This is a genomic window from Paraburkholderia sp. RL17-347-BIC-D, assembly GCF_046027915.1.
Lineage (GTDB): Bacteria > Pseudomonadota > Gammaproteobacteria > Burkholderiales > Burkholderiaceae > Paraburkholderia.
Window position 1 is genome coordinate 90,625 of the sequence record NZ_JARESS010000013.1, and the last position, 19,495, is coordinate 110,119.

A 19,495-nucleotide genomic window follows, 5' to 3' on the forward strand; every position below is an offset into this window, starting at 1 on the left:
GGCGCACTCAGAACGGCCCCCGACTCGCGAGCCGGGCATAGTCGTCCTTGAGCGTGCCAATGCGTCGCCGGTAGGCATTGAGCAGACACGATTGATTACCGCCGCATGCTTTTCTGGACTTCAGCCACACCTGCTGCTCGTCCTGCATATTGCCCCGCGTGCCCATTGCAACCAGGCCCGTGAGCATCTGGTAGCGCACGGACATTTCGACGTCCATCTCACTCAGCTGCCGTGATGCGCATACGGCCTTTTCGTCCGGCAAGCGCGCCCGGCCGCAGTCGAAGCTGGCAGCGAATGCAGACGCGGAACTGAGCGTGACCATTGCCAACAGCGTCCATCGCAAGTGTCGTTTCATGCCTTGATCGCGTTGTCGATTCATCACTCTTTCGCGGTCGAGTTGAACTACCGTGAGCATGGTCCGAACGGCTAGACCGATACCCGACAATTATTCCGTACACGCCGGGCAAGCCACCGCTTCAGTGGCGACCTTCTGCTCGCTGCGGCCAAAGCTCGCCAGCGCGGCGAGCCCCAGCAGCGCGAGGCCGCTACCGAACAGAAAGTCGGCGGAAATCCCCACATGATCGACCACCACGCCGCCCACCAGCGACCCCAGCGCAATCGCCACCTGAATGATGCTCACGAACAATGCCGAGCCGGCTTCGGGCGAATCCGGCGTGGCACGCTGAATCCAGATGCTGAAACACAGCGGCAACGCGCCGAAGGAAATGCCCCACGCAAGCACCAGCGCCACGACGCCGATCGTCGAATGCTGCAGCAGCGGCAGCAACACCAGGGCGAACATCAGCAGTGAAACCATCGCACCAACCGACACTTTCAGATTGCGCGTGACCGTCGACGATACGGCGAAGTTCGAGAAGAACCCGATAATGCCAAAGCCAAGCAGCAGCCACGTGATGGTCGACATGTCCAGATTCGCGTTGCGCAGCAGGAAAGGCGTGATGTACGTGTACGAGGAAAAATGCGCGCCGAAAGCGAGTGCCACCATCAGCATGCTTCGGCGCGGATGCGGCTGGCGCAGCAGCGCCACCAGATCACGCAGACGCAGCGCGGCAGTCGACGGCAAGGACGGCACGAAGAAGAATTGCGCGATCAGCGCGACCGCGACCAGCACGCCGGTCGCCATGAACGACACGCGCCATGATGCGAAGCTCGCGATGAACGTGCCGAGCGGCACGCCGATCACCGTTGCGCACGTCACGCCGGTGAGGATCGTCGCCATGGCGCGTGCCGAATCCTTCGGCTTCACGAGACGCCCGGAGGCCGCCGTGGCCAGTGTCCAGAAACCGCCCAGCGCGGCGCCGAGCAGCGCGCGCCCGAGCAGCATGCAGAGGAAATTCGGCGCAAACGCGGAAATCAGATTCGACGCCAGCAGCAAAGCCGTCAGTAAAAGAAAGACCCGCCGGCGATCCATGCGCCCCGCCACCAGCATCAGACCCGGCGCTGAAATAGCCGCGATGACGCCGGGGACGGTGACCATCAGGCCGGCCGTGCCGGGCAACACGCCCAGATCGGCGGCGACGCGCGGCAACAGTCCGACCGGCAAGAACTCCGTCGTCACGAAAGCGAACGCGCCAATGGCGACAGCCATGACAGCCAACCAGGAACGCAGGGACGACGAGGCGCCATCGTCCAGCGAGGCGGTGCTCGCGGGCAGATTGTCTTCGATCAACATAGTATTGTTTGCGAGTCTCTTAACAACGGGTGGGATTGGAGCGGCCGCACCGCGCTAATCCAGTCGCAGATCGCCCGGCACGATTAAAAAAGCAGGCCATATTGGCCTGCTTGCCGGAAAGTGACGCGATTGCAGTCTGGACAATCAGCGGGTGAAAACCCGAATGGACTACACCATAACATCGTATTAATTCGCTCGCTGACGACTCCGGAAAATTGCAGTCGAGCGTGGGGTTATTGGTGCGGATCTCACGCTTGGCTGCCAGCTTGCGAATGACGCGGCAGGGCATGGCGAAGCGCGAGCGTCACCTGGGCACAGCGCTTGCTGAAGCGCACGTCAGCATTTTTAACAACCGCTCATCCGCTCACAAGAAAAGAGGACATCGCCCATGGTTACTACCCGCCCTTGCACCGCCACTTGCGTGATCGACGGCATGCCGCTCACCGTCACCTTCTATCCGGACAACGGCGTGCTGCGCATCGCGGATTCGTTGGGGACGTGCATCAAGGAAACGCGCTGGCATGCGTCGTGGCGCGCACTGCTCGACGAATTGCGCGGATTCAGCGAGCGCGCCGCCGTGGAAGGACAGGGCTTCAACACGATGATGGGTCGTTTCGGCGAGCGCGCCGATCATCCGCTACACACAATGGCATTCGCATAACGGCAGCTGACGGGAAGCGGTGCCCGCCATCGCGCACCGCATTCCCAAAGATAGACCGTCATTGACCAAAATAGATTCTGCATTGCGGCCCAGAAGACGTGCAGGGCTGGCCTTGCCGGCCTCCCGCTTCCGATTGCCCCGTGGCCACGCCTCCGTAGGACACGTTGCGCACCGGCTGGGCGCCGGGCATGCCCTGTCCCGATTCGCTGAACGACATGTCGGTCGTCGCTTGCGCCGATTCGTTCGCGTTCTGCTGCATCAGCGCGCGGCCCGACATGCCGGTGCTCTGCTGGCCTTCGATGCCCAGCGCGGCCGCAGTTTTCGGCACCAGCAGAAGCACGGCGCTGGCCAGCGCCATCCATAATCGTAGTTTCATGTCCAGACTCCTTGAATCCGGCGCAGCAGTTCTCGTCCTCCAAAGAATTGATCCGCGAAAAAAAGCCAGGCTGCCCAATGGGCTGACGGACGAGTCGATGCCGATGCCAACTGCTGCGGCGAGTCATCGAACTAAACGAGTAATGAGTTGCCAGACCTGCAACCGATGTCGGACGCGTTCTCGCGGCTGGCCGGAATCAGTCGCCGCAGGCTGGAAGCACGGATTTTGGCTCCGCTGTTTTCTTTATAGCTCGGCCAATCAGGAATTCAATCGCGGAACACCCGGTCCGGTCTGCCGCAGCCGGAGTAGTTCGATAGAAGGGATTTGCACAAAATCATCCAGACCGGTACGTGCGTTGGCCGCACAGTGCGTTATGATGCTGACATAACGTCAATAATCGGCCCCACGCGAAGTACCGGCGAGAGACGGAGCGTGGAGATGAAACCGGCCTGCCGCAATCAGTGCATCGTCAATACCGTTTTTTCCCTTGTGGGCATGAGGCTCAGCGTGAGTCGTACGCAGCCTTCCTTGCCGCGCGGCAAAGCGCTTGAATATTCACTGATCGACATCCCTGAATTTGATAGGCGGCCGGGTCGGCTAATTGCTGCGCCGCGATATATGGTGCGACGTTTTTAAATGCTGCCTTTGGAATTTCCTTCAATCGATAACCACACCGCGGGCCGTCCCCATTTATATGGGCCGATGCTTTCGCGGATTTCCCTTGCAATCTGTAATTGACAGAACGCCGGACGTTTTAGAAGGACGAATATCTTATGGACGAAAGGAAGCGAGATAGCATGATTGCGTATCTCCGCCATCGCATGGAAGAGTTTGGCATCAAACCAGAAGACCTTGCTGCAGTGCTGGCATCCGAGCCGGCCGCGCAAAAGGCTGAACGCTACCGTAGCGCAACTGGAGATAGCTGGGACGGCCAGGGCGAAATGCCCCAGTGGCTGAAACAGGCAATCAGCGCAGGTCAATCCATCGACCACTTTGAATTGTCGGCCGCGCCGGCGCCTGCCCCGCAGCCGAAAAAGCGCGTGGACTGGCAGAACGACCCGTTCGCCGGAAGCCCGCTTGCGCGTTCGAACAACCGATAGACCACCGCATTTTCCAGCCGCTAGCGTAGAGAAATCACCCCGCACTTCCTCCGTGGAAATCGCTGTTTCGGCAGATTCGCAAGCACGCCTGTACCCGTGCCACGCACGCATGTGATGCGTTGTCGCGTGCGCTTGACCTGCGTTGCCCCGCATTGCTCATTTGCATCCAGACGCCTGTGCCCGCCGTATATCCCGACAGAGCAGCGCAATGGCGCGTTGCATCTCGAGGACCGCTCACGGCAATCACGAGCCGTATACGTTCGGCTCACAGCGGTCCTGATGCCGATGAGCTCGCAAGGAGAAAGGTCATGCGCAACTCAATGCTGAAAATCATGCTGGGGTGCGTCGCCGCGCTTTCCGTGGCAAACGGTGCGGCGCTCGCACAAGGCGGCGGCAACGGCCAGGGCGGCAGCGGCGGAGGCAACGCGCACAGCGCGGCGACCGCGGGCATGACCAATTGGGGCGATCCCGTCTCGAATCCACTGGACCCGATGCCGGGAACCATCATGAAAAACATGGATTCGGCCAATGGCAAACCGCAGCCGGTGTCGCCCGGCGATTCAATGAATGCAGGGAAACCCGCGCAGTGACTCTTGCTGGCGTTTCGCCTCAGGCCTGACTAAGACCGAGGCGGCGCCTGCGCAAAGTGTTCAGGCGTCACACGTCGTGACGCGCTGCGTCGAGGCGCTCAAAGCGGGGATCGCGGCCGCAGTGGCCGCAACGCTGGCCGGCGTCGCATATTGCGGCAGTTCGATAAACGCGCTCATCTGCCGCACGATTTGCCAGAACACCTTCTCGAATAGACGCGCGCGCTCGGACTCGGCGATGTCGTCGGCAAGCGGATCGGCGAAGGTCCAGGTGCACGCCGCAGGCTCGCCAGGAAACGCGGGCGTGTGATGTGCGTCGACGGATTCGTCGAGCGCGACGACTAGATCCATGCGCGGTGCCCACTCGCCGGTGAATTCCAGCCAGCTTTTCGGGCTGAGAATGCCGAGGTCCGAGATGCCGGGCCGCAATTGCGCGACCGCGAATGGATGAACCCGCGCGGCCGGTTCCGGCCCCGCGCTGAACGCGTCGAACCGGTGTCCCGCCAGTTCCCGCAACAAAGCTTCGGCAATGATGCTGCGTGCTGAATTCTCTCGACAGAGAAACAGCACCTTATATTTTCTGGTCACGCTTACCCCGTACCCGTGTTTTTTTGTTTGATTCTGTGTGCAATTCTGCCGGCTCAGTCTTGCGCCCTCGTGACACTACGATGTTCAAATTTGTTGCGCCACGAGAATTTGTACCAGGGTTGGTCGCTCACGGGCACCGCGCGTCGCGCTTGCGCGGGAGTGTACCAGCGCAAGCGTCGAGCTTTCATTAAGCCTTCAGTGGGGCGCCAGCCGGGATCGAGCGCTTCAGACAGCAGCGTCGCTCTCGCGTCGGTCGGAGACGATCCGGTTGGCCGCGTCGTTTCCGTCGGACGCCGCGGCGGGCGACGTGTCGAACATCATGGCCGCGGGCGGGTTGCTGATTGCCTTGACGCCATTGGCGATGCTCGGTGCCGCGACGTAGGGAACAAATGCCGCCACCGCAACTACAACGATGAAAGTGAACATAGCCGTCGTGCCTCTCAGGATTGACTGCGTGAAAGTCAAACGAAGCAGGACCGCGTGGCAATGAGCAGGCGTCGCTCTTCACGGCGGCGTTCGAGCGACCACTGTCGCGGACGTGTCATTGATTCTAGAAGTGCAAATTCGAACGCTAAAGGCCGCTGTCTATATCAATTCGGTCTACCTCTATCGCCTACCGGCCAGAGCGTCATTCCTCACACGGCTGCGGATTCGGTGGTCTCGCATTGCGGCTCGCCGCTTCGATCGTCGCGCGATCCTGTGCGACTCAAAAACGCGAACGACGCAAATGCGGACAGCAGCGTGATCGCGATCAACACGTGCAACAGGCGAGTGAACGCGTGAGTGTAGGTCAGCGCCAGTTCGCGCCTGCCGATTTGGGGCAGGCTCGCGGCCGCTTGCGCCAGGCCGCCCGTCGTCAACCGCTGCGCGGCTTCGGCGAGATGGGCGGCCATCGCGGGGTCGGCGTGCGGCACGAGTCGCGCGAGGCTCGCCTGCGCCAGTCCGGCGAGCAAAGCCGTGACGATGGCCAGCGCGATGCCCTCGCCCGCCACGCGCGTCGTGCTGAAAATGCCCGACGCCATGCCCGCCCGTTCCTTCGGCACGACGCTTACCGAGAGGCCGTCCATCAAACCCCACGGCATGCCCGCGCCGATGCCGGTTACAAGCATCGGCAGGATGATCGACGCCCGCGAGGCGCTCATGTCGACGCGGCTCAACCAGCAAAGCCCCGCTGCGGCGACCAGAAAACCGATACCCGACAACACGCCCGCCGAGATCCAGCGCGTGAGTGAAGCGGCGAGCATCGGCACGACGAGCATCGGCGCCGATAGCGCGATCATCAGAAGACCGGCGTCCATCTCGCTGAGACCTTCGGCGCCGATAAAGCGCAGCGGCAGCATCACGATGAGCACGATGTAGCAATAGCAGGTGCCGACCGGCAGAATCTGCACCCCCACGAAGCGCGGATAGCGGAACAGGCTCAGTTCGAGCATCGGCCGCGCGACGCGCATTTCCACTAGCACGAACGCCGCCAGCAACAGCGCCGACGCCGCCAGCGTGCCGGCCACCAGCGGGCTCGACCAGCTGCTTTGCGGCGCCTGGATCACGGCGAAAGTGAAGAGCGCCAGCGTGGCGGTGAAGGTGATCGTACCCGGCCAGTCGAGGCCGCTTGCGACCGGATCGCGCGTCTCGCGCATACGCGGCACGCCGAAGATGAAGGCCAGCGCGCCGATCGCGGCAATCGCCAGGAAGATCGCGCGCCAGCCGAAGTGCGTGATCAACGCGCCGGCCATCAGCGGACCGAACGCGAGTCCGATGCCGAAGCTCGTGCCCAGCATGCTGAACGCCCGGGTGCGGGCGTGGCCGTCGAATTCCTGCGCGAGCGCCGCCGATCCACTCGCCAGCGACGCCGCCGCGCAGACGCCCTGCATCGCGCGCAAGACGTCGAGCCAGACGACGGACGGCGCGAAACTCATCGCCAGCGAGGTCACGATGAAGCCGCCCAGGCCGCTCACGAAAAGCCGCTTGCGGCCGAACTGGTCGGCGAGCGCACCGGCGGCCATCAGCAGGCTGCCGAAACTGAGCATGAAGGCATTCGTGACCCAGGTCAACGCGCTCGCGCTGCCGCCCAGGTCGCGCCCGATTGCGGGCGTCGCGACCGCGCCGCCGGAAAAAGCTAGCGGCAGCACCAGCGCGGCGAGACAGACGGCGGCGAGAATCAGCGGTTTGCCGCTGTCCGTTTTGTATGAGGTTGCAGTGTTCATCAACTGGCCCTTCGATAAGAATCCGGAAGTGGCGCGGACGATCGGGCACCGGCCAGGCGCGGGCCGAGCGCGCTTCGTCAAGCGCTCAAGGTCGCTATTTTGTTGGCGGATTGGCGACGGATAAAGAGCGTGCTTGTCGTCACTGAGCCGCCTGAAATGCGGCAATCGCCGCCGCCTGGCCCGGCCCGCCGCCAGGGCATTCGGCGTTGCGTGCCCGCCGATTGTGCTGCTGAGCGCGACGCACTATTTACCCCAGACGGATTTATCGCGGCCAGTCCCGCCTTCATACTGAGCTTGAGAGTTTTTGCGCGGACGTCATGCCGACCGGCCGAGCGCCACGCCACACCACGACGGAAATCACGGGATGCTGAACAGAAACGCCATTAGCTCGGGCGCCTACCTCGAAAGTTTTGAATCGCTGCCCAAGGAAATGCTGTGGACGCAGGCGCAAATCGACGCGTCGCTCGCGCACACCATGCAGCAGCGTCCGGACACCGGCGATGTCTGGGTCTTCGCCTACGGCTCGCTGATGTGGAATCCGATCTCGGACTTCGACAGCCGCCGCATCGCGACCCTGCACGGCTGGCATCGCAGCTTCTGCATCCGCATGATCGCCGGACGCGGCACGCCGCAGCAGCCGGGCCGCATGCTTTCGCTCGAACAGGGCGGCAGCACGCAAGGCGTCGCGTTGCGCCTGTGCGGCGAGACGCTCGAAGAAGAGCTGCGCATTCTCTGGATTCGCGAGATGGTGACCGGCGCCTATCGTCCGACGTGGGCGCCGCTCACGCTCGAGGACGGCACCGAACTATCGGCGATCGCCTTTGTGGCGGATCACGGGAATTCGCAATACGAAGGCGACGCGCGAGCACCGCTGATCGCACCGTTGATGGCGGTGGCGACCGGTCTGTTCGGCACCAACGCGGAGTACGTGTTCAAGCTGCAGAGCGCGCTCGCAGACTGCGGCCTGAACGATCCTTATATCGGCGAACTCGCCTCAGAACTGACGCGAATCGCCCGGCAGCCGGCGTGATGCGTCAAAACCGCAAGCCGTTGAGGAACTGAAACCACAAACCTTCGAGTACGCCGGCCGGATGGGTCTCGGCAGCGGGTTCTTCGCGCTTGCCCGAATTGGCGCGGCCGGCCGGCGCGCCATGCCTGGCGGCGTCCTGTTTCACTGAAGTTGCCTCGGACTGGGCTGAAACATCGGAGACCTCAGACGCCTCTGCGGCCTCGGCCTCGGCCTCCGCCTTCGCCGCTTCGCGGCGCGAGGCCTGCAACGCCGACACGCTGTCCGCGATCTGCGCGGCTCGCCGTGCCTCGCATTGGCGCCCGAGCAGCACGCCGAACAGCACATCGCGGTTGTGGCCGTCGTCGGCGAAACGCATGGCGAGCGAGACCATCTCCGCATACGCGGCTTCGTCGGCAGCGCGCGCCGCCGCTTCGCGCTCGGCTTGCGCCTTCTGCTGGCGTGCGTGCTGCGCTTCCCAACTGCGCATCTGCTCGGCGTACACCGCGTCGTACACCTTGCGCTGCGCGGCGTCGGAGAGGATCGCGTACGCGTCCTTGATTTCCTGAAAGGTGGCGCGTGCCACTTCTTCGGCGCCGCTATTGCGGTCGGGATGCCACTTCATCGCGGCCTTGCGGTACGCCCGCTTGATTTCTTCGTCAGTGGCGTGCGTGGGCACGCCGAGGGTGTCATAAAGAGTTGCCATTGCTTGCTCGACCTCGCCGTGATTGGCTTCGCGGTCGATCGTAACATGCAAAAAACGGCTTTATCGTGAAGTGGCCCGCGTGTGCGCCCTTCAGCCGGCGGATAAAAAAAGGCCCCGCCACTGGCGTGGCGAGGCCGAGTCCCATGTCAAGGAGGTGTCATGGAGGAGACGATTCGATGATAGCCGCAGGTCATCGCGCCCCCAAACAATGCTTCGCCATATGCTTATCCGGCGCGGCTTCAAGTGCATTGCAGCGGACGCGGCATGGGCTCCACGACGCCGGCTGCGGGCGCGCCGCCGCGCCGGCAACACGCCGCGCGGTTATATCGTTAGAACAAAAAGTCGCTTCGTGCGGCGCCCGGCGCTGATTAAGATGACACTTCAAAGTCCGGTTCGCCCCGGCCCGCTGCGCGCAGCCCCGCGCCGGCGCGCCGTGAGCCGCTACCGAAGGAGCATTTCGTTGACCAGTTTCGATCATCATCGCCGGCCGCTCGTCATCGGCATTGGCGGCACGACACGCGCCGCCTCGTCGACCGAACGCGCGCTCGGCTTCGCGTTGCGCGGCGCGCAAGCAGCCGGCGCGAACACCCGCCTGTTCGGCGGCACCTTCCTGCATAGCCTGCCCCACTACGCCCCGGAACAGGCTCACCGCACGGACGAACAGCTTGAACTGATCGAGGCGGTGCGCCACGCGGACGCGTTGATCATCGCCACGCCCGGCTATCACGGCGGCGTGTCCGGTCTCGTCAAGAACGCGCTCGACACGCTCGAGGAATTGCGCGCCGACGAGCGCCCCTATCTGGATGGCCGGGCGGTTGGCTGTATCGTCACCGCGTATGGCTGGCAGGCCGCGGGATCGGTGCTGACGTCGTTGCGCTCGATCGTCCACGCGTTGCGCGGCTGGCCAACGCCGTTCGGCGCTGGCATCAACACGCTGGAAACGCGCTTCGACACCGTCGATACCTGTTCCGACGCGAAGGTGATCGATCAACTCGCCACCGTCGGCCAGCAGGCCGCGCAATTCGCGCTGGCATTCAACACACACCGCACGCCGGACGCCGCGCCGCTTGCCGGCACCGCGCTCAAGGAAGCACAACCCGCTCGCCTCCTGCACGCGGTTTAAATCCCCGGTTTAAGTCCCCCGGTTTACATCCCTTTTGCCACAAGACTCACGACGCCGTGGACCCGCTTGCGCGGCCCACGGCGCGGTCGTTCGCGCGAACCGTGCGGCACATAACAGACCCGTGATCCGCAACACCGGATAGTGTGTCTGAACACAGCGAATATGATCCGATCGGGGCTCCTGTACACCTCCCTCCTGATTTGCTTACGACGAAAGATTGGTTCACCCGCTGCGCAGCGCGGCCTAGGCTTGATCCTGCCCGCTGATTTACCGGCCGCGTGGCGCTACGGGTTGCGTCCGACGTGCCGGCCTTTTCGCAACGCAAGCGGGGCACAACGATTGCCAAAAATCATGAACGCACATATTCGCTACAAGGGTTACGAAGTTGCACCGGCCGCACAACAACTCCCCAACGGCCTGTTCGCCGCCAACCTGACCATCGAAAAAACTTCCGCGAATCACGAGCAGCATTATTCATTCGACGCGCTCGATTACTTCTTCGACGAAGAGCACGCGCTGGCCTACGCATTCCGCTGGGGACGCATGTGGATCGATAACCACCAGTAGGATCGCCGATCGCGTCAGTTGCATCATTTTGCGCTGGGAGCGGCGCGGGCCAGCTTGCGCCGCTCGGCATCGGAATTTGAACGGTTGTGCCAGAATAGGCGACACATCGAGTTCGCCCTCTGTACGCCTGCCATGTCCGATACACTGACAGATGTTGCCGAAGACCGCACCCTACGCCACTGGACATTCCGCGGCCCCGCCCGCGTGAAGATCGGTTCCGAGGCGCACAAGCAGATGTTTTGCCGGATGCTGCTTGAAACCCACAACCCTTATAAACCCGCCGTGATCGAATGGCCGGCGCTGCCGCCCGATGCGCTCGAGCGGTTGTGCTCGTTGCCGATCTGGGACATCGCGGTGCAGACCGAAGGCCGCGCGTCGATCGCCGTTCATACCTATGCCGCGCAACTGCGCGATCCCCTGCTGCGCGAAGCCATCACCATGGACGGCGACGAAGAAGCGCGTCACAAGCACGTGCTCTCCAAGCTGGTCGCCGCGTACCGCATCGAGATCGCGCCCGAGCCGGACTATCCGCCGCCGCGCGACGCCGAATGGGAATGGATGCGCACGGGCTATAGCGAGTGCGTCGACAGTTTCTTTGCGTTCGGGCTATTCCGCTCGGCGCGGCAGTCGGGCTTTTTTCCCGAGGCGCTGGTCGAGACTCTCGAGCCCGTGATTCACGAAGAAGCGCGCCACATTCTGTTTTTTATCAACTGGGTCGCGTGGTATCGGCGCACCATGCCACTCTGGCGCAGACCGTGGCATTCGCTGCGCGTGGCCGCGATCTGGGTGGTGCTGGTGTGGCAGCGTCTCGCCATCGCGAGAGGCATCGACGCTAAAGGCATGGCGCACGATTCGAATTTTCTGCCCGCGAGCAGCAGCGTAATCGGTGAAGCCATGAACGCGCGCGACCTGTTCGCGCTCTGCCTCGCGGAAAACGTCCGGCGCATGAGCGGTTACGATGCGAGACTGCTGCGGCCCAAGCTGGCGCGCTTCGCACTGCGCTTCATGAAACCCTCGCGCCGGGAAATCCCATCAGGACAAGGAGACGCCGGCCATGACATGGACCGTCGATGAACAACTCGCGTTGACCGCTACAGAAGCCGTCGCCGCGATACAGTCCGGCCGCCTGAACGCCGCCGACTACGTGGCCACCTTGCTCGCGCGCGCAGCGGCGCTCTCGAGCCTCAATGCGCTCACCACGCTCGAGCTCGACGGCGCGCTCGCCGCCGCGCGGCGCATCGACGCCTTGCCCGCGGCCGACAAGGCTCGCTTGCCGCTCGCCGGTTTGCCTATCGTCGTGAAGGACAACATCAACACGGCGGGCATGCAGACCTCGGCGGGCACACCGGCGCTCGAGGGCTTTATGCCGAAGACCAACGCGCCTTCGGTGCAGCGCCTTATCGACGCCGGCGCGATCGTGCTCGGCAAGGCGAATATGCACGAACTGGCATTCGGCATCACGAGTACGAACCTCGCCACGCATGCCGGGCCGGTGCGCAATCCCTACGATCCCACGCTGATTCCGGGCGGCTCGTCGGGCGGCACTGCCGCGGCGATTGCCGCGCGCATCGTGCCCGCGGGCCTGGGCACCGACACCGGCGGCTCGACCCGCATCCCGGCCGCGTTGACGGGCACGGCGGGGTTTCGTCCGTCGGTCGGCAACGGCGGCCCCGAACGGCGCTATCACGATCCGAACGCCGTGGTGCCGATCAGCCATACGCGCGACACGGTCGGGCCAATGGCGCGCACCGTCGCCGATATCGCGCTGCTCGACGGCGTGATCACCGGCGCCGGCGCATTGCCGGCCGTCGCGTTGAACGGGTTGCGCATCGGTCTGCCCGCGCCGCTCTGGGAAGGGCTCGAACGCCAGGTGGAAGACGTCGCGCGGGCCGCGTTGAAGCAACTCGAAGCGGCGGGCGTGGTGCTCGTGCCGGTGGCGATGAGCGAACTGGACGAGCTAAACGGCATGGTGGGCGGTCCGATCGCGATCCATGAGCCGCTCGAGGACGTGCTGGGCTGGCTCGTCGCCAACGACGCGCCCGTCAAAACCGTCGTCGAAATGGCGGCCCGCATTGCCAGCCCGGACGTGCGCGCGATCTACGACGGCGTGCTCGACGATGTGCTGGGCGACCGCTACGAGGCCGCGCTGAATCATTGGCGTCCGCGCTTGCAGCAGTACATGGCCGCGACGTTCGCCGACGAGCGGCTCGACGCGCTGCTGTTTCCGACCACGCGTCTCGCCGCCGTGCCGATCGACGACATCAACGGCTCGTCGGTAGTCTCGATCGACGGTTCGGCAGCGATCGACACCATGGACGCGTTCCTACGCAACACCGATCCGGCCAGCACCTCGGGCATACCGGGGCTTTCGCTGCCGGCGGGCATGACCGCGAGCGGCTTGCCGGTCGGACTCGAACTGGACGGCCCGCTCGGTGAAGACCGGCGTCTTCTTGCGATTGGCGTGGCGTTCGAACAGCTTCTCGGCGCGCTGCCGGCGCCGGTGCTTTGATACCGCAACGACCCTCACAACGCCTCTAAAAAAACTAGACTAAAACACCGATGAAAATACCAACGCCCGCTCTCCCGCAGCGGGCCCTTTTGCGCCACGGCGCGCGAATCGCCGCGGCGTTAGCCATCGCCTTGGCCGCTAGCGCATGCGCGCGCCTCGCCGCGGTCGATTCGAATGCGCTGTGGAAGATCGTCGATTTGCGTTGCGTGCCGTCTCAGCAGGCCACCGGCACGCCGGGTCAATGCACGTTTGTCGACCTGAACAAACGTTACGCGATCCTGAAGGATATCGTCGGACGCTCGCAGCATCTGCTGATTCCGACCGACCGCATCACTGGGATCGAAAGCCCGCTCGTGCTCGCGCCGCATGCGCAGGATTACTGGGTCGACGCTTGGGACGCGCGCACCTATGTCGAGAAGTCGGTCAAGCGCTCGCTGCCTGACAATCAGCTCAGCCTCGAAATCAACTCGCAATATCGCCGCACGCAGAACCAGTTGCATATCCATATCGATTGCATACGCGGCGATATCAGCGAAGCGCTCGCGCGCCACGCCAAAGACTCGCCCGATGAATGGCGCTGGGAGACGCTCGACGGCAATCGCTACCGCATCATGCGCGTGACTTCGCTCGAGGGGGCCGACAACCCGTTTCGCATCGTCGCGCGGGACAACCAGGGCGCTGCGGCGATGGCCGGGCAAACCATTCTCGTGACGGGCGCGGGGCCGTCCGCTCAGAAGGACGGCTGGCTGGTCGTGAATAGCGGGCTCGACGTGGACAACGGCAGCGGCTCGGCGGAAGGCCTCCAGGATCACGCCTGCCGCGTGGCGGACGCGCCGTAAGCGCCTGCCCCGCAAGCTCGCAGAGCGCGCCGGTGCTTAGGCCCGCGCGCCTATGCACGTTTGAGCAGATGCATTGCTGAACAAATTGGTTCTGGCAACGCGCGCGGGTCCGTAGGATCGGTCTGAACCTGCATTCCGACCGATCCCGCCCATGGCGATTTATCTCGACGACACGCAACGCAACGCACTCGCCCGCCTGGCGACAAGCTGGACCTGGCGCACGCAATGGCCGACCTGGGCGCTGATCGTGACGATCTATGGAGGATGGTTCGGCGTGGCGACGCATGCGCGCGAGCTCGGCTTGCCGCTCACCGCTCTCTTGCTGGCCGTGCTCGGCACGTGGTACATGTCCTTGCAACATGAACTGCTGCACGGCCATCCGACGCGTTCGCCGTTCGTCAACGCTCTGCTAGGGTTCGCGCCGCTCGCCGTGTGGTTTCCCTACGGCATCTATCGCGACTCACATCTTCAGCATCACGACGATCCGCATCTGACGCATCCCGAGCGCGACCCCGAGAGCTACTTCGTCAGCGCGCTCGTGTGGCGACGCGCGGGTTGGGCGATTCGCGCACTGCTGACCTTCCGCAATACGTTTATCGGGCGCCTGCTGATCGGGCCGGCGTTCGCCATTGCCGCAACGGGCGTGCAAGCGCTGCGTCGAATCAGAAGCGGCGATTGGCGCGATGTCCCGGTGTGGCTCGCGCACTTCGCCGCACTCGCCGGGCTCACGGCCTGGCTGCAACGTGCGTGTGGGATTCCGGCGTGGGTCTTTGTCGTCGGCGCGGGTTATGGCGCGCTGTCGTTGGGCTCGATCCGCTCGTTTCAGGAACATCGTGCGGCGCAGGCACACGAGCATCGCACGGTCATCAACGAAGCGGCGTGGTTCTGGCGTCTGCTGTTTCTGAACAACAACTACCATCTGGTTCATCACGACTTGCCGCATGTGCCGTGGTTTGCGCTTCGAGTCGTCTACGAGACCTCCCGCCAGCTGTACATAGAACGTTCAGGAGGCTTTCTCGTACAGGGTTATAGCGAGTGGTTGAGGCTCTACGCATACGCACCGGTTGCGCATCCGGTGCATGGCAATCTGCCCGATTTCATCGAGAGGAATCCGCCTGCTTTCGGCAGGGCGTAGCGCACAGGCGGTCCGAATCGCCGAGCAATCGCGAACCCGGTGGTCTACTACCAGCCGCATGCATGCGAAGCTGCCAGTCGATAGGAGACGGCGAATGTCCGCACGCAATCTGCTGAGAGGACATTCGCAGGTGACGCGCCGATACATTGATTGTTCGCGCCGGTTCCAGCACCTGAGGTGAAGAGTCTACGGAAACGCACGATCAGGGCGTCCAGCGATAAACAGTAATACTGGAGCCCTTGACGTTGTTCTTCGTGACCACGTACTCGCCGGTAGATCGAAGGTATGCCCTGATGCCGTACATCGCATCGATCGCGCTGCTGGCGTCCACGGCACGGCTATTGGTGTTGACCAGCGTGGTGTCGAGGTTGCCTGTAGCGAGATTGAAGGCGTCGATGTTCGGCAAAGCTTGACCGCTGCCGAACCAGTAGCCGACGAAAAGGTAGCGGCCGGCCGCGTCAATCGACTTGGCGCCGGCATGGGTGAGGTTGATCACCGGATTGGGTGACGTGGTGTTGCCCGCGCTCCAGCCGTGATACACCTCGATCCGCGTGCCTATCGAGGTCCAGTCCGTACTCCCGACGACACCCTGCCCGAGAATCATGGTGTCGCTGTCCGCGAGGTAGACGATGCGCGTCAGCGGCTGGATGCTCGCGGGAATGCGGATAGGGATGCCGGGTCCCCATGTTGGCTTGCCGCTGGCGTCGAAGCCGGTCAGCGGGTAGTGGTAGATGAAGCCCGTCTTATCCAGACCCGCCCACACGCCCCCCTTGCTGTCGATGCTGAATCCGTCCCTGACCGCCGCGGTCGTTTTGAACGCCGGACCAGGAAGCGTGGCGTCCGGTATGGCGATGTAGCCATTCGCAGCATTGAAGTGGAAGAAGTAGAAGATATCGGGATTCTGGCCGGACGCCACGAGGATCCGGTTGGCACCGACGGTGGCAAGTTGACCGAAGTGCTCGTCCCGTGAGTGATCGTTCATGTTGATGCGCGGGTCCGAAGGGTAGGTGAACGGATCGACGGTGTTCGCGACGAAGGTGCCTCCAGCGCTGCCGCTGTAGATGTTGGTGCCGCCATAGAACAAGGCGCCATCCGTGGCCGGGTCCGGGGCGGCGATGCCCTCGAGGTTGAGGGACTGAAGCGTCCACCGCAGGTTGCCGGCACTGTTATACGCATGAATGTCGGTGCCGCCATTGCGGCCGAGGTCCCAGCTTCCGCCCCACGGGTTGTTGAGCACATAGAGGTTGCCGGCGGTGTCCTTGCCGATGCCAGTGACGCGGGTGAAGCGCTTCGCGCCGACCTGGCCTTTGATTCCCGTCGTGGTGTCGAGATAGCCGCCCTGAATGCCGAATGTACCGGCCAGCGTCGGCGTGCCCGAGAGTTTGTAGCGCTTGATGTTCATGTCGGGGCCCTCGTCCCCTATCATGAGCTGCCCCGACGATGCATCGAAATAGAGCGACGACGGCTGCGATCCACTGGGCATACGGATGGTGTTCAGCAGCGCGCCAGTCGGACTGAACTCGACAGTCGAGCCCTCGCTCTTCTGTGCGACCCAGACGTTGCCCGCGGCATCCAGGGCGAGCGCGCCCGGCCCCGACACGTTGATGTCCCGCTTCCAGACACCGTCGGTGGTGTAGATGCGGACGCGATTGCCATAGAAGTCGCTCGCATAGAGGAGCGAGCCCGCCGTGGCGAGTCCGGTGATGACGTCGACCCGAGGCTGGTTGGTCGACGCACTGACCTGAATCAAAAGATCGCGAGCCTTGGTGGTGCGGTTGTATCGTCCCACCGCGCCGCTTCCGTACGACCCGCCGGGCTGCAGTGCCGCGAAGATCGACGTCGCGTTGCCCGTGATCGCGCCGCCCTGAAACTCGCCGTGCGCGCCGATCGAGCCGAGGCTCTTGCCGTTCTGGTAGATCGCGACGCCACCCTCGAACTCGTCCCACATGGATGCCGTATAGATGACGCCCTCGGGCGCGACCCACATGGAACGCGCGGTGTTACCCACGTGGGCGGCGAGAGTCCCATAGGTGTTCGCCAGCCAGTCGGTGGTATTTTGCGCCTGACAGGCCGGCGCAATCGTGGCGATCGCTGCGGCGAAGAGCGCAGCATGAATTCGTTTTATTTGCACCATGACTGCTGCTCTCCTGGATGTAGCGATCATTCACGTGAATGACCTCATTAACTCGAGACGCATAGCGTGCAATTCGCGCCTCCTCATTTTTAGATCATATTGAGGATGGACTCCAGAGCTTCGTAGGGTTCATGTGTTCTTGTCGGTCAGTGACCTCTTGAGCGAAGGTCGACCATCTCCTGTTGGCAGCTAACAGGCTCATGCAAGCGGCATACGCGACTCGCATAGCGCGGGTCTGAGTGGCGTTAGCGCGCGCGGCTTGCAACCTCGCGTGACAAACGCAAGCGCCAATTTAACTCCTCGTCGATGACAGTTCGATGCGCTTGCGCTGCAAGAACCGGCGCACGGCCGGATCGCGTTCGAGTCCGATCGCGAGATCGTAAGCGCCGAGCGCTTCGGCCGTCGCGCCGGCACGCGCGAGCAGATCGGCGCGCGCGGCCCAGTACGGCTGATAGTCGGCCAGCCGCGGATCGTGCGCATACGGTTCGAGCGCGTCGAGCGCCGCCTGCGGGCCGTCACGTTCGGCCAGCGCGAGCGCGCGGTTCACCGCGACCACCGGTGATGCTGCAATCGTAAGTAGCGCATCGTAGAGTTGCACGACCTCGTCCCAGTTCGGCCGATGCGTCCGGCAACGGTGGACGTGCGCAGACTGCAACGCGGCCTCGAGCTGAAAGCGTCCGATTGCGTTGAGCGTGTTCGCGCGCCGCAGCAGTGCATTGGCTGCGTCGATCATCGGCGCGTTCCATGTCGCCGGATCCTGAGCCGACAGCGGCACGTAGTCGCCGGCCGCATCGCGTCGCGCATCGCGCCGCGCCTGCGCATACAGCATCAGCGCGAGCAGACCAAGCGTCTCTGGTTCCTCGGGCAGCAATTCGACGAGCAGTTGTGCAAGAAACAGCGCCTCGCCGGCAAGATCGCGTCGCGCGGTATCGCCGCCGACCGGATCGGTCCACCCTTCCGCATACGCCGCATAGACTGCTTCCAGCACCGCGGCGAGCCGGCCGGGCAACTCCTCGCGCTCGGGTACGCTGAACGGAATGCCCGCTTCGCGAATCTTGTTCTTTGCCCGCACGAGGCGCTTGCTCATCGCGGCCGGCGACATCAGGAACGCGGACGCAATCGTCTTCGCTTCGAGCCCCAGCACCACCTGCAGCATCAGCGGCGTGCGAATCGCGGCCTCGAGCGCAGGGTGCGTGCACGCGAACAGCAGCGCAAGCCGCCGGTCGGGCAACATGCCTGCTTCACGCTCGTCGATCTCGTCGGCGAGGATCGCCAGCTGGTTCACCACTTCGTCGCCGACACGGCGATGACGCGCGCCATCGACCGCCCGGCGGCGCGCAACCGTCATCAGCCACGCTTCGGGATTCGCGGGGCAGCCGCGCTGCGGCCAGTCCGCGAGCGCGGCCGCAAACGCGTCGGCCAGCGCGTCCTCGGCCGCGGCGACGTCGCGCGTGCGCATCGCCAGCAGCGCGACGAGCTTGCCGTAACTGCGGCGCGCGACCGCCTCGGCAATCGCATGCGCGGCGCCGTCAGCGTCACGGTCGGCGCCGCCCGGACTCATGCAGCGGATGGCGCATCATAAGGCGCAGTCCAGACCGGGCGCACTTCCATGAGGCCGTGCGCCGCGCCGGGACAACGCGACGCCCACGCGATCGCCGCGTCCAGGTTGGGCACGTCGATCAGGTAGTAGCCGGCGAGTTGTTCCTTCGAATCGGAATAAGGTCCGTCCAGCACCTGCGGCTTACCGTCGACGAGCCGCACCGTGGTGGCCGTGCTCGTCTGCTGGAGCCGGTTGGCGCCCACCAGCGCGTCCGCTTTTTTCAACGATTCGGTGTACGCCTGATAGGCGGCAACCCCTTGCTGCCGCTCGCTGTCGGTCATCTGGTTCCAGCCGTTTTCTTCCGAATAGATCATCAATAGGTATTGCATATGAGCCTCCGTCATGGGGTTAAGGCGGCTGAATGGCATCGGGCCGCCATTACAATGACGCTCGGACCGCATGCTGACGGACAGGCGGCGTTAAAAAAATCGCGAATGGCGCACCCGTGTCAATCGGTCGCCTCCGTCCAGGACCCTGCGCGCGGTCACTTCGGGCGACGCCGCCATCCGCTCCGCGCGGCTATCAATTCACCGCACCATTGCAGACTGCATTAAAGCCCGGTTCCCGCAGGGATCGCAACAATCTCGGTGAGGATATCTGACTTTCAACTGTCCCACGCTTGAGACCCACCAAGGTCGCTCGACTTCTCCCGCAATCGCTCTATCGA

At 63.7% G+C, this 19,495-nt stretch carries 21 protein-coding genes; 11 read left to right on the forward strand and 10 right to left on the reverse strand.

The features are described from left to right. Nucleotides 1–7: 7 nt before the first annotated feature. Entirely contained in the window at nucleotides 8–355 is a 348-nt protein-coding gene (locus P0D96_RS19500) for a lysozyme inhibitor LprI family protein (protein WP_408178135.1), read from the reverse strand. A 90-nt stretch (nucleotides 356–445) separates the two neighbouring features. Continuing rightward, nucleotides 446–1,693: an MFS transporter gene (locus P0D96_RS19505; protein ID WP_408314884.1), complete on the reverse strand. Its 1,248-nt coding sequence runs from the start codon at nucleotides 1,691–1,693 to the stop codon at nucleotides 446–448. A 388-nt stretch (nucleotides 1,694–2,081) separates the two neighbouring features. Here P0D96_RS19505 and P0D96_RS19510 point away from each other — a divergent pair, with 388 nt between their 5' ends. After that, the gene (locus tag P0D96_RS19510) at nucleotides 2,082–2,354 is read left to right on the forward strand and encodes a hypothetical protein (protein WP_408178137.1); all 273 of its coding nucleotides are present in this window, start codon (nucleotides 2,082–2,084) and stop codon (nucleotides 2,352–2,354) included. A 58-nt stretch (nucleotides 2,355–2,412) separates the two neighbouring features. Here P0D96_RS19510 and P0D96_RS19515 read toward each other — a convergent pair whose 3' ends face one another. Continuing rightward, entirely contained in the window at nucleotides 2,413–2,730 is a 318-nt protein-coding gene (locus P0D96_RS19515; RefSeq protein ID WP_408314886.1) for a hypothetical protein, read from the reverse strand. A gap of 438 nt (nucleotides 2,731–3,168) precedes the next feature. Between P0D96_RS19515 and P0D96_RS19520 the strand changes: the two genes are divergently transcribed. The 3 genes from P0D96_RS19520 to P0D96_RS19530 all read left to right on the forward strand — a co-directional run bounded on the left by P0D96_RS19520 (nucleotide 3,169) and on the right by P0D96_RS19530 (nucleotide 4,420). After that, on the forward strand, nucleotides 3,169–3,366 hold the full coding sequence (locus P0D96_RS19520) for a hypothetical protein (RefSeq protein WP_408314888.1): 198 nt from the start codon (nucleotides 3,169–3,171) through the stop codon (nucleotides 3,364–3,366). A 137-nt stretch (nucleotides 3,367–3,503) separates the two neighbouring features. Beyond that, nucleotides 3,504–3,830, forward strand: coding sequence for an H-NS histone family protein (locus tag P0D96_RS19525; RefSeq protein WP_132377496.1), 327 nt, complete (start codon nucleotides 3,504–3,506; stop codon nucleotides 3,828–3,830). Between the two features lie 308 nt (nucleotides 3,831–4,138). Continuing rightward, the gene (locus P0D96_RS19530) at nucleotides 4,139–4,420 is read left to right on the forward strand and encodes a hypothetical protein (RefSeq protein ID WP_408314889.1); all 282 of its coding nucleotides are present in this window, start codon (nucleotides 4,139–4,141) and stop codon (nucleotides 4,418–4,420) included. 60 nt (nucleotides 4,421–4,480) lie between these two features. Here the strand turns inward: P0D96_RS19530 and P0D96_RS19535 are convergent, their stop codons facing one another. From P0D96_RS19535 to P0D96_RS19545, 3 genes are all read right to left on the reverse strand, one after another. Further along, nucleotides 4,481–5,005, reverse strand: a complete 525-nt coding sequence (locus tag P0D96_RS19535) for an arsenate-mycothiol transferase ArsC (RefSeq protein WP_408314891.1) — start codon at nucleotides 5,003–5,005, stop codon at nucleotides 4,481–4,483. A gap of 225 nt (nucleotides 5,006–5,230) precedes the next feature. Beyond that, entirely contained in the window at nucleotides 5,231–5,431 is a 201-nt protein-coding gene (locus P0D96_RS19540; RefSeq protein ID WP_132377499.1) for a hypothetical protein, read from the reverse strand. A 209-nt stretch (nucleotides 5,432–5,640) separates the two neighbouring features. After that, a complete protein-coding gene (locus P0D96_RS19545) occupies nucleotides 5,641–7,209 on the reverse strand; it encodes an MFS transporter (protein WP_408314893.1) in 1,569 nt (522 codons plus the stop codon). Nucleotides 7,210–7,573: 364 nt separating this feature from the next. On the opposite strand from P0D96_RS19545, the gene P0D96_RS19550 reads away from it, so the two are divergent. Continuing rightward, entirely contained in the window at nucleotides 7,574–8,239 is a 666-nt protein-coding gene (locus P0D96_RS19550; RefSeq protein ID WP_408314895.1) for a gamma-glutamylcyclotransferase, read from the forward strand. A gap of 4 nt (nucleotides 8,240–8,243) precedes the next feature. On the opposite strand, the gene P0D96_RS19555 is transcribed toward P0D96_RS19550, so the two are convergent. Then, entirely contained in the window at nucleotides 8,244–8,921 is a 678-nt protein-coding gene (locus P0D96_RS19555) for a J domain-containing protein (RefSeq protein ID WP_408178143.1), read from the reverse strand. Nucleotides 8,922–9,381: 460 nt separating this feature from the next. On the opposite strand from P0D96_RS19555, the gene P0D96_RS19560 reads away from it, so the two are divergent. The 6 genes from P0D96_RS19560 (at nucleotide 9,382) to P0D96_RS19585 (ending at nucleotide 15,094) form a co-directional block, all read left to right on the forward strand. After that, nucleotides 9,382–10,044: an NADPH-dependent FMN reductase gene (locus tag P0D96_RS19560; RefSeq protein ID WP_408285219.1), complete on the forward strand. Its 663-nt coding sequence runs from the start codon at nucleotides 9,382–9,384 to the stop codon at nucleotides 10,042–10,044. A gap of 351 nt (nucleotides 10,045–10,395) precedes the next feature. Then, nucleotides 10,396–10,611 (forward strand): DUF6566 family protein, encoded by a 216-nt coding sequence (locus P0D96_RS19565; protein WP_106277508.1) that lies wholly within the window; start codon nucleotides 10,396–10,398, stop codon nucleotides 10,609–10,611. Between the two features lie 132 nt (nucleotides 10,612–10,743). Beyond that, on the forward strand, nucleotides 10,744–11,685 hold the full coding sequence (locus tag P0D96_RS19570) for a ferritin-like domain-containing protein (RefSeq protein WP_408314897.1): 942 nt from the start codon (nucleotides 10,744–10,746) through the stop codon (nucleotides 11,683–11,685). Next, on the forward strand, nucleotides 11,666–13,120 hold the full coding sequence (gene iaaH, locus P0D96_RS19575) for an indoleacetamide hydrolase (RefSeq protein ID WP_408178146.1): 1,455 nt from the start codon (nucleotides 11,666–11,668) through the stop codon (nucleotides 13,118–13,120). Before P0D96_RS19570 ends, iaaH begins: the two co-directional genes overlap by 20 nt. Nucleotides 13,121–13,170: 50 nt before the next feature. After that, nucleotides 13,171–13,959, forward strand: a complete 789-nt coding sequence (locus P0D96_RS19580) for a CDP-diacylglycerol diphosphatase (protein WP_408314899.1) — start codon at nucleotides 13,171–13,173, stop codon at nucleotides 13,957–13,959. Between the two features lie 151 nt (nucleotides 13,960–14,110). After that, a complete protein-coding gene (locus P0D96_RS19585) occupies nucleotides 14,111–15,094 on the forward strand; it encodes a fatty acid desaturase (protein ID WP_408285228.1) in 984 nt (327 codons plus the stop codon). Nucleotides 15,095–15,296: 202 nt separating this feature from the next. Here P0D96_RS19585 and P0D96_RS19590 read toward each other — a convergent pair whose 3' ends face one another. The 3 genes from P0D96_RS19590 to P0D96_RS19600 all read right to left on the reverse strand — a co-directional run bounded on the left by P0D96_RS19590 (nucleotide 15,297) and on the right by P0D96_RS19600 (nucleotide 19,157). Beyond that, a complete protein-coding gene (locus P0D96_RS19590) occupies nucleotides 15,297–17,228 on the reverse strand; it encodes an SMP-30/gluconolactonase/LRE family protein (protein ID WP_408285230.1) in 1,932 nt (643 codons plus the stop codon). 292 nt (nucleotides 17,229–17,520) lie between these two features. Next, the gene (locus tag P0D96_RS19595) at nucleotides 17,521–18,789 is read right to left on the reverse strand and encodes an RNA polymerase sigma factor (protein WP_408178150.1); all 1,269 of its coding nucleotides are present in this window, start codon (nucleotides 18,787–18,789) and stop codon (nucleotides 17,521–17,523) included. Beyond that, the gene (locus tag P0D96_RS19600) at nucleotides 18,786–19,157 is read right to left on the reverse strand and encodes a YciI family protein (RefSeq protein ID WP_132377510.1); all 372 of its coding nucleotides are present in this window, start codon (nucleotides 19,155–19,157) and stop codon (nucleotides 18,786–18,788) included. The genes P0D96_RS19595 and P0D96_RS19600 overlap by 4 nt, the downstream gene beginning before the upstream one ends. Nucleotides 19,158–19,495: the final 338 nt, after the last annotated feature.

What these genes read in the sequence shown, in the direction of transcription:
- P0D96_RS19500 (WP_408178135.1), bottom strand. Translation starts at nt 355, where the DNA reads ATGAAACGACACTTGCGATGGACGCTGTTGGCAATGGTCACGCTCAGT.
- P0D96_RS19505 (WP_408314884.1), bottom strand. Translation starts at nt 1,693, where the DNA reads ATGTTGATCGAAGACAATCTGCCCGCGAGCACCGCCTCGCTGGACGAT.
- P0D96_RS19510 (WP_408178137.1), top strand. Translation starts at nt 2,082, where the DNA reads ATGGTTACTACCCGCCCTTGCACCGCCACTTGCGTGATCGACGGCATG.
- P0D96_RS19515 (WP_408314886.1), bottom strand. Translation starts at nt 2,730, where the DNA reads ATGAAACTACGATTATGGATGGCGCTGGCCAGCGCCGTGCTTCTGCTG.
- P0D96_RS19520 (WP_408314888.1), top strand. Translation starts at nt 3,169, where the DNA reads ATGAAACCGGCCTGCCGCAATCAGTGCATCGTCAATACCGTTTTTTCC.
- P0D96_RS19525 (WP_132377496.1), top strand. Translation starts at nt 3,504, where the DNA reads ATGGACGAAAGGAAGCGAGATAGCATGATTGCGTATCTCCGCCATCGC.
- P0D96_RS19530 (WP_408314889.1), top strand. Translation starts at nt 4,139, where the DNA reads ATGCGCAACTCAATGCTGAAAATCATGCTGGGGTGCGTCGCCGCGCTT.
- P0D96_RS19540 (WP_132377499.1), bottom strand. Translation starts at nt 5,431, where the DNA reads ATGTTCACTTTCATCGTTGTAGTTGCGGTGGCGGCATTTGTTCCCTAC.
- P0D96_RS19545 (WP_408314893.1), bottom strand. Translation starts at nt 7,209, where the DNA reads ATGAACACTGCAACCTCATACAAAACGGACAGCGGCAAACCGCTGATT.
- P0D96_RS19550 (WP_408314895.1), top strand. Translation starts at nt 7,574, where the DNA reads ATGCTGAACAGAAACGCCATTAGCTCGGGCGCCTACCTCGAAAGTTTT.
- P0D96_RS19555 (WP_408178143.1), bottom strand. Translation starts at nt 8,921, where the DNA reads ATGGCAACTCTTTATGACACCCTCGGCGTGCCCACGCACGCCACTGAC.
- P0D96_RS19565 (WP_106277508.1), top strand. Translation starts at nt 10,396, where the DNA reads ATGAACGCACATATTCGCTACAAGGGTTACGAAGTTGCACCGGCCGCA.
- P0D96_RS19570 (WP_408314897.1), top strand. Translation starts at nt 10,744, where the DNA reads ATGTCCGATACACTGACAGATGTTGCCGAAGACCGCACCCTACGCCAC.
- iaaH (WP_408178146.1), top strand. Translation starts at nt 11,666, where the DNA reads ATGACATGGACCGTCGATGAACAACTCGCGTTGACCGCTACAGAAGCC.
- P0D96_RS19580 (WP_408314899.1), top strand. Translation starts at nt 13,171, where the DNA reads ATGAAAATACCAACGCCCGCTCTCCCGCAGCGGGCCCTTTTGCGCCAC.
- P0D96_RS19585 (WP_408285228.1), top strand. Translation starts at nt 14,111, where the DNA reads ATGGCGATTTATCTCGACGACACGCAACGCAACGCACTCGCCCGCCTG.
- P0D96_RS19590 (WP_408285230.1), bottom strand. Translation starts at nt 17,228, where the DNA reads ATGGTGCAAATAAAACGAATTCATGCTGCGCTCTTCGCCGCAGCGATC.
- P0D96_RS19595 (WP_408178150.1), bottom strand. Translation starts at nt 18,789, where the DNA reads ATGAGTCCGGGCGGCGCCGACCGTGACGCTGACGGCGCCGCGCATGCG.
- P0D96_RS19600 (WP_132377510.1), bottom strand. Translation starts at nt 19,157, where the DNA reads ATGCAATACCTATTGATGATCTATTCGGAAGAAAACGGCTGGAACCAG.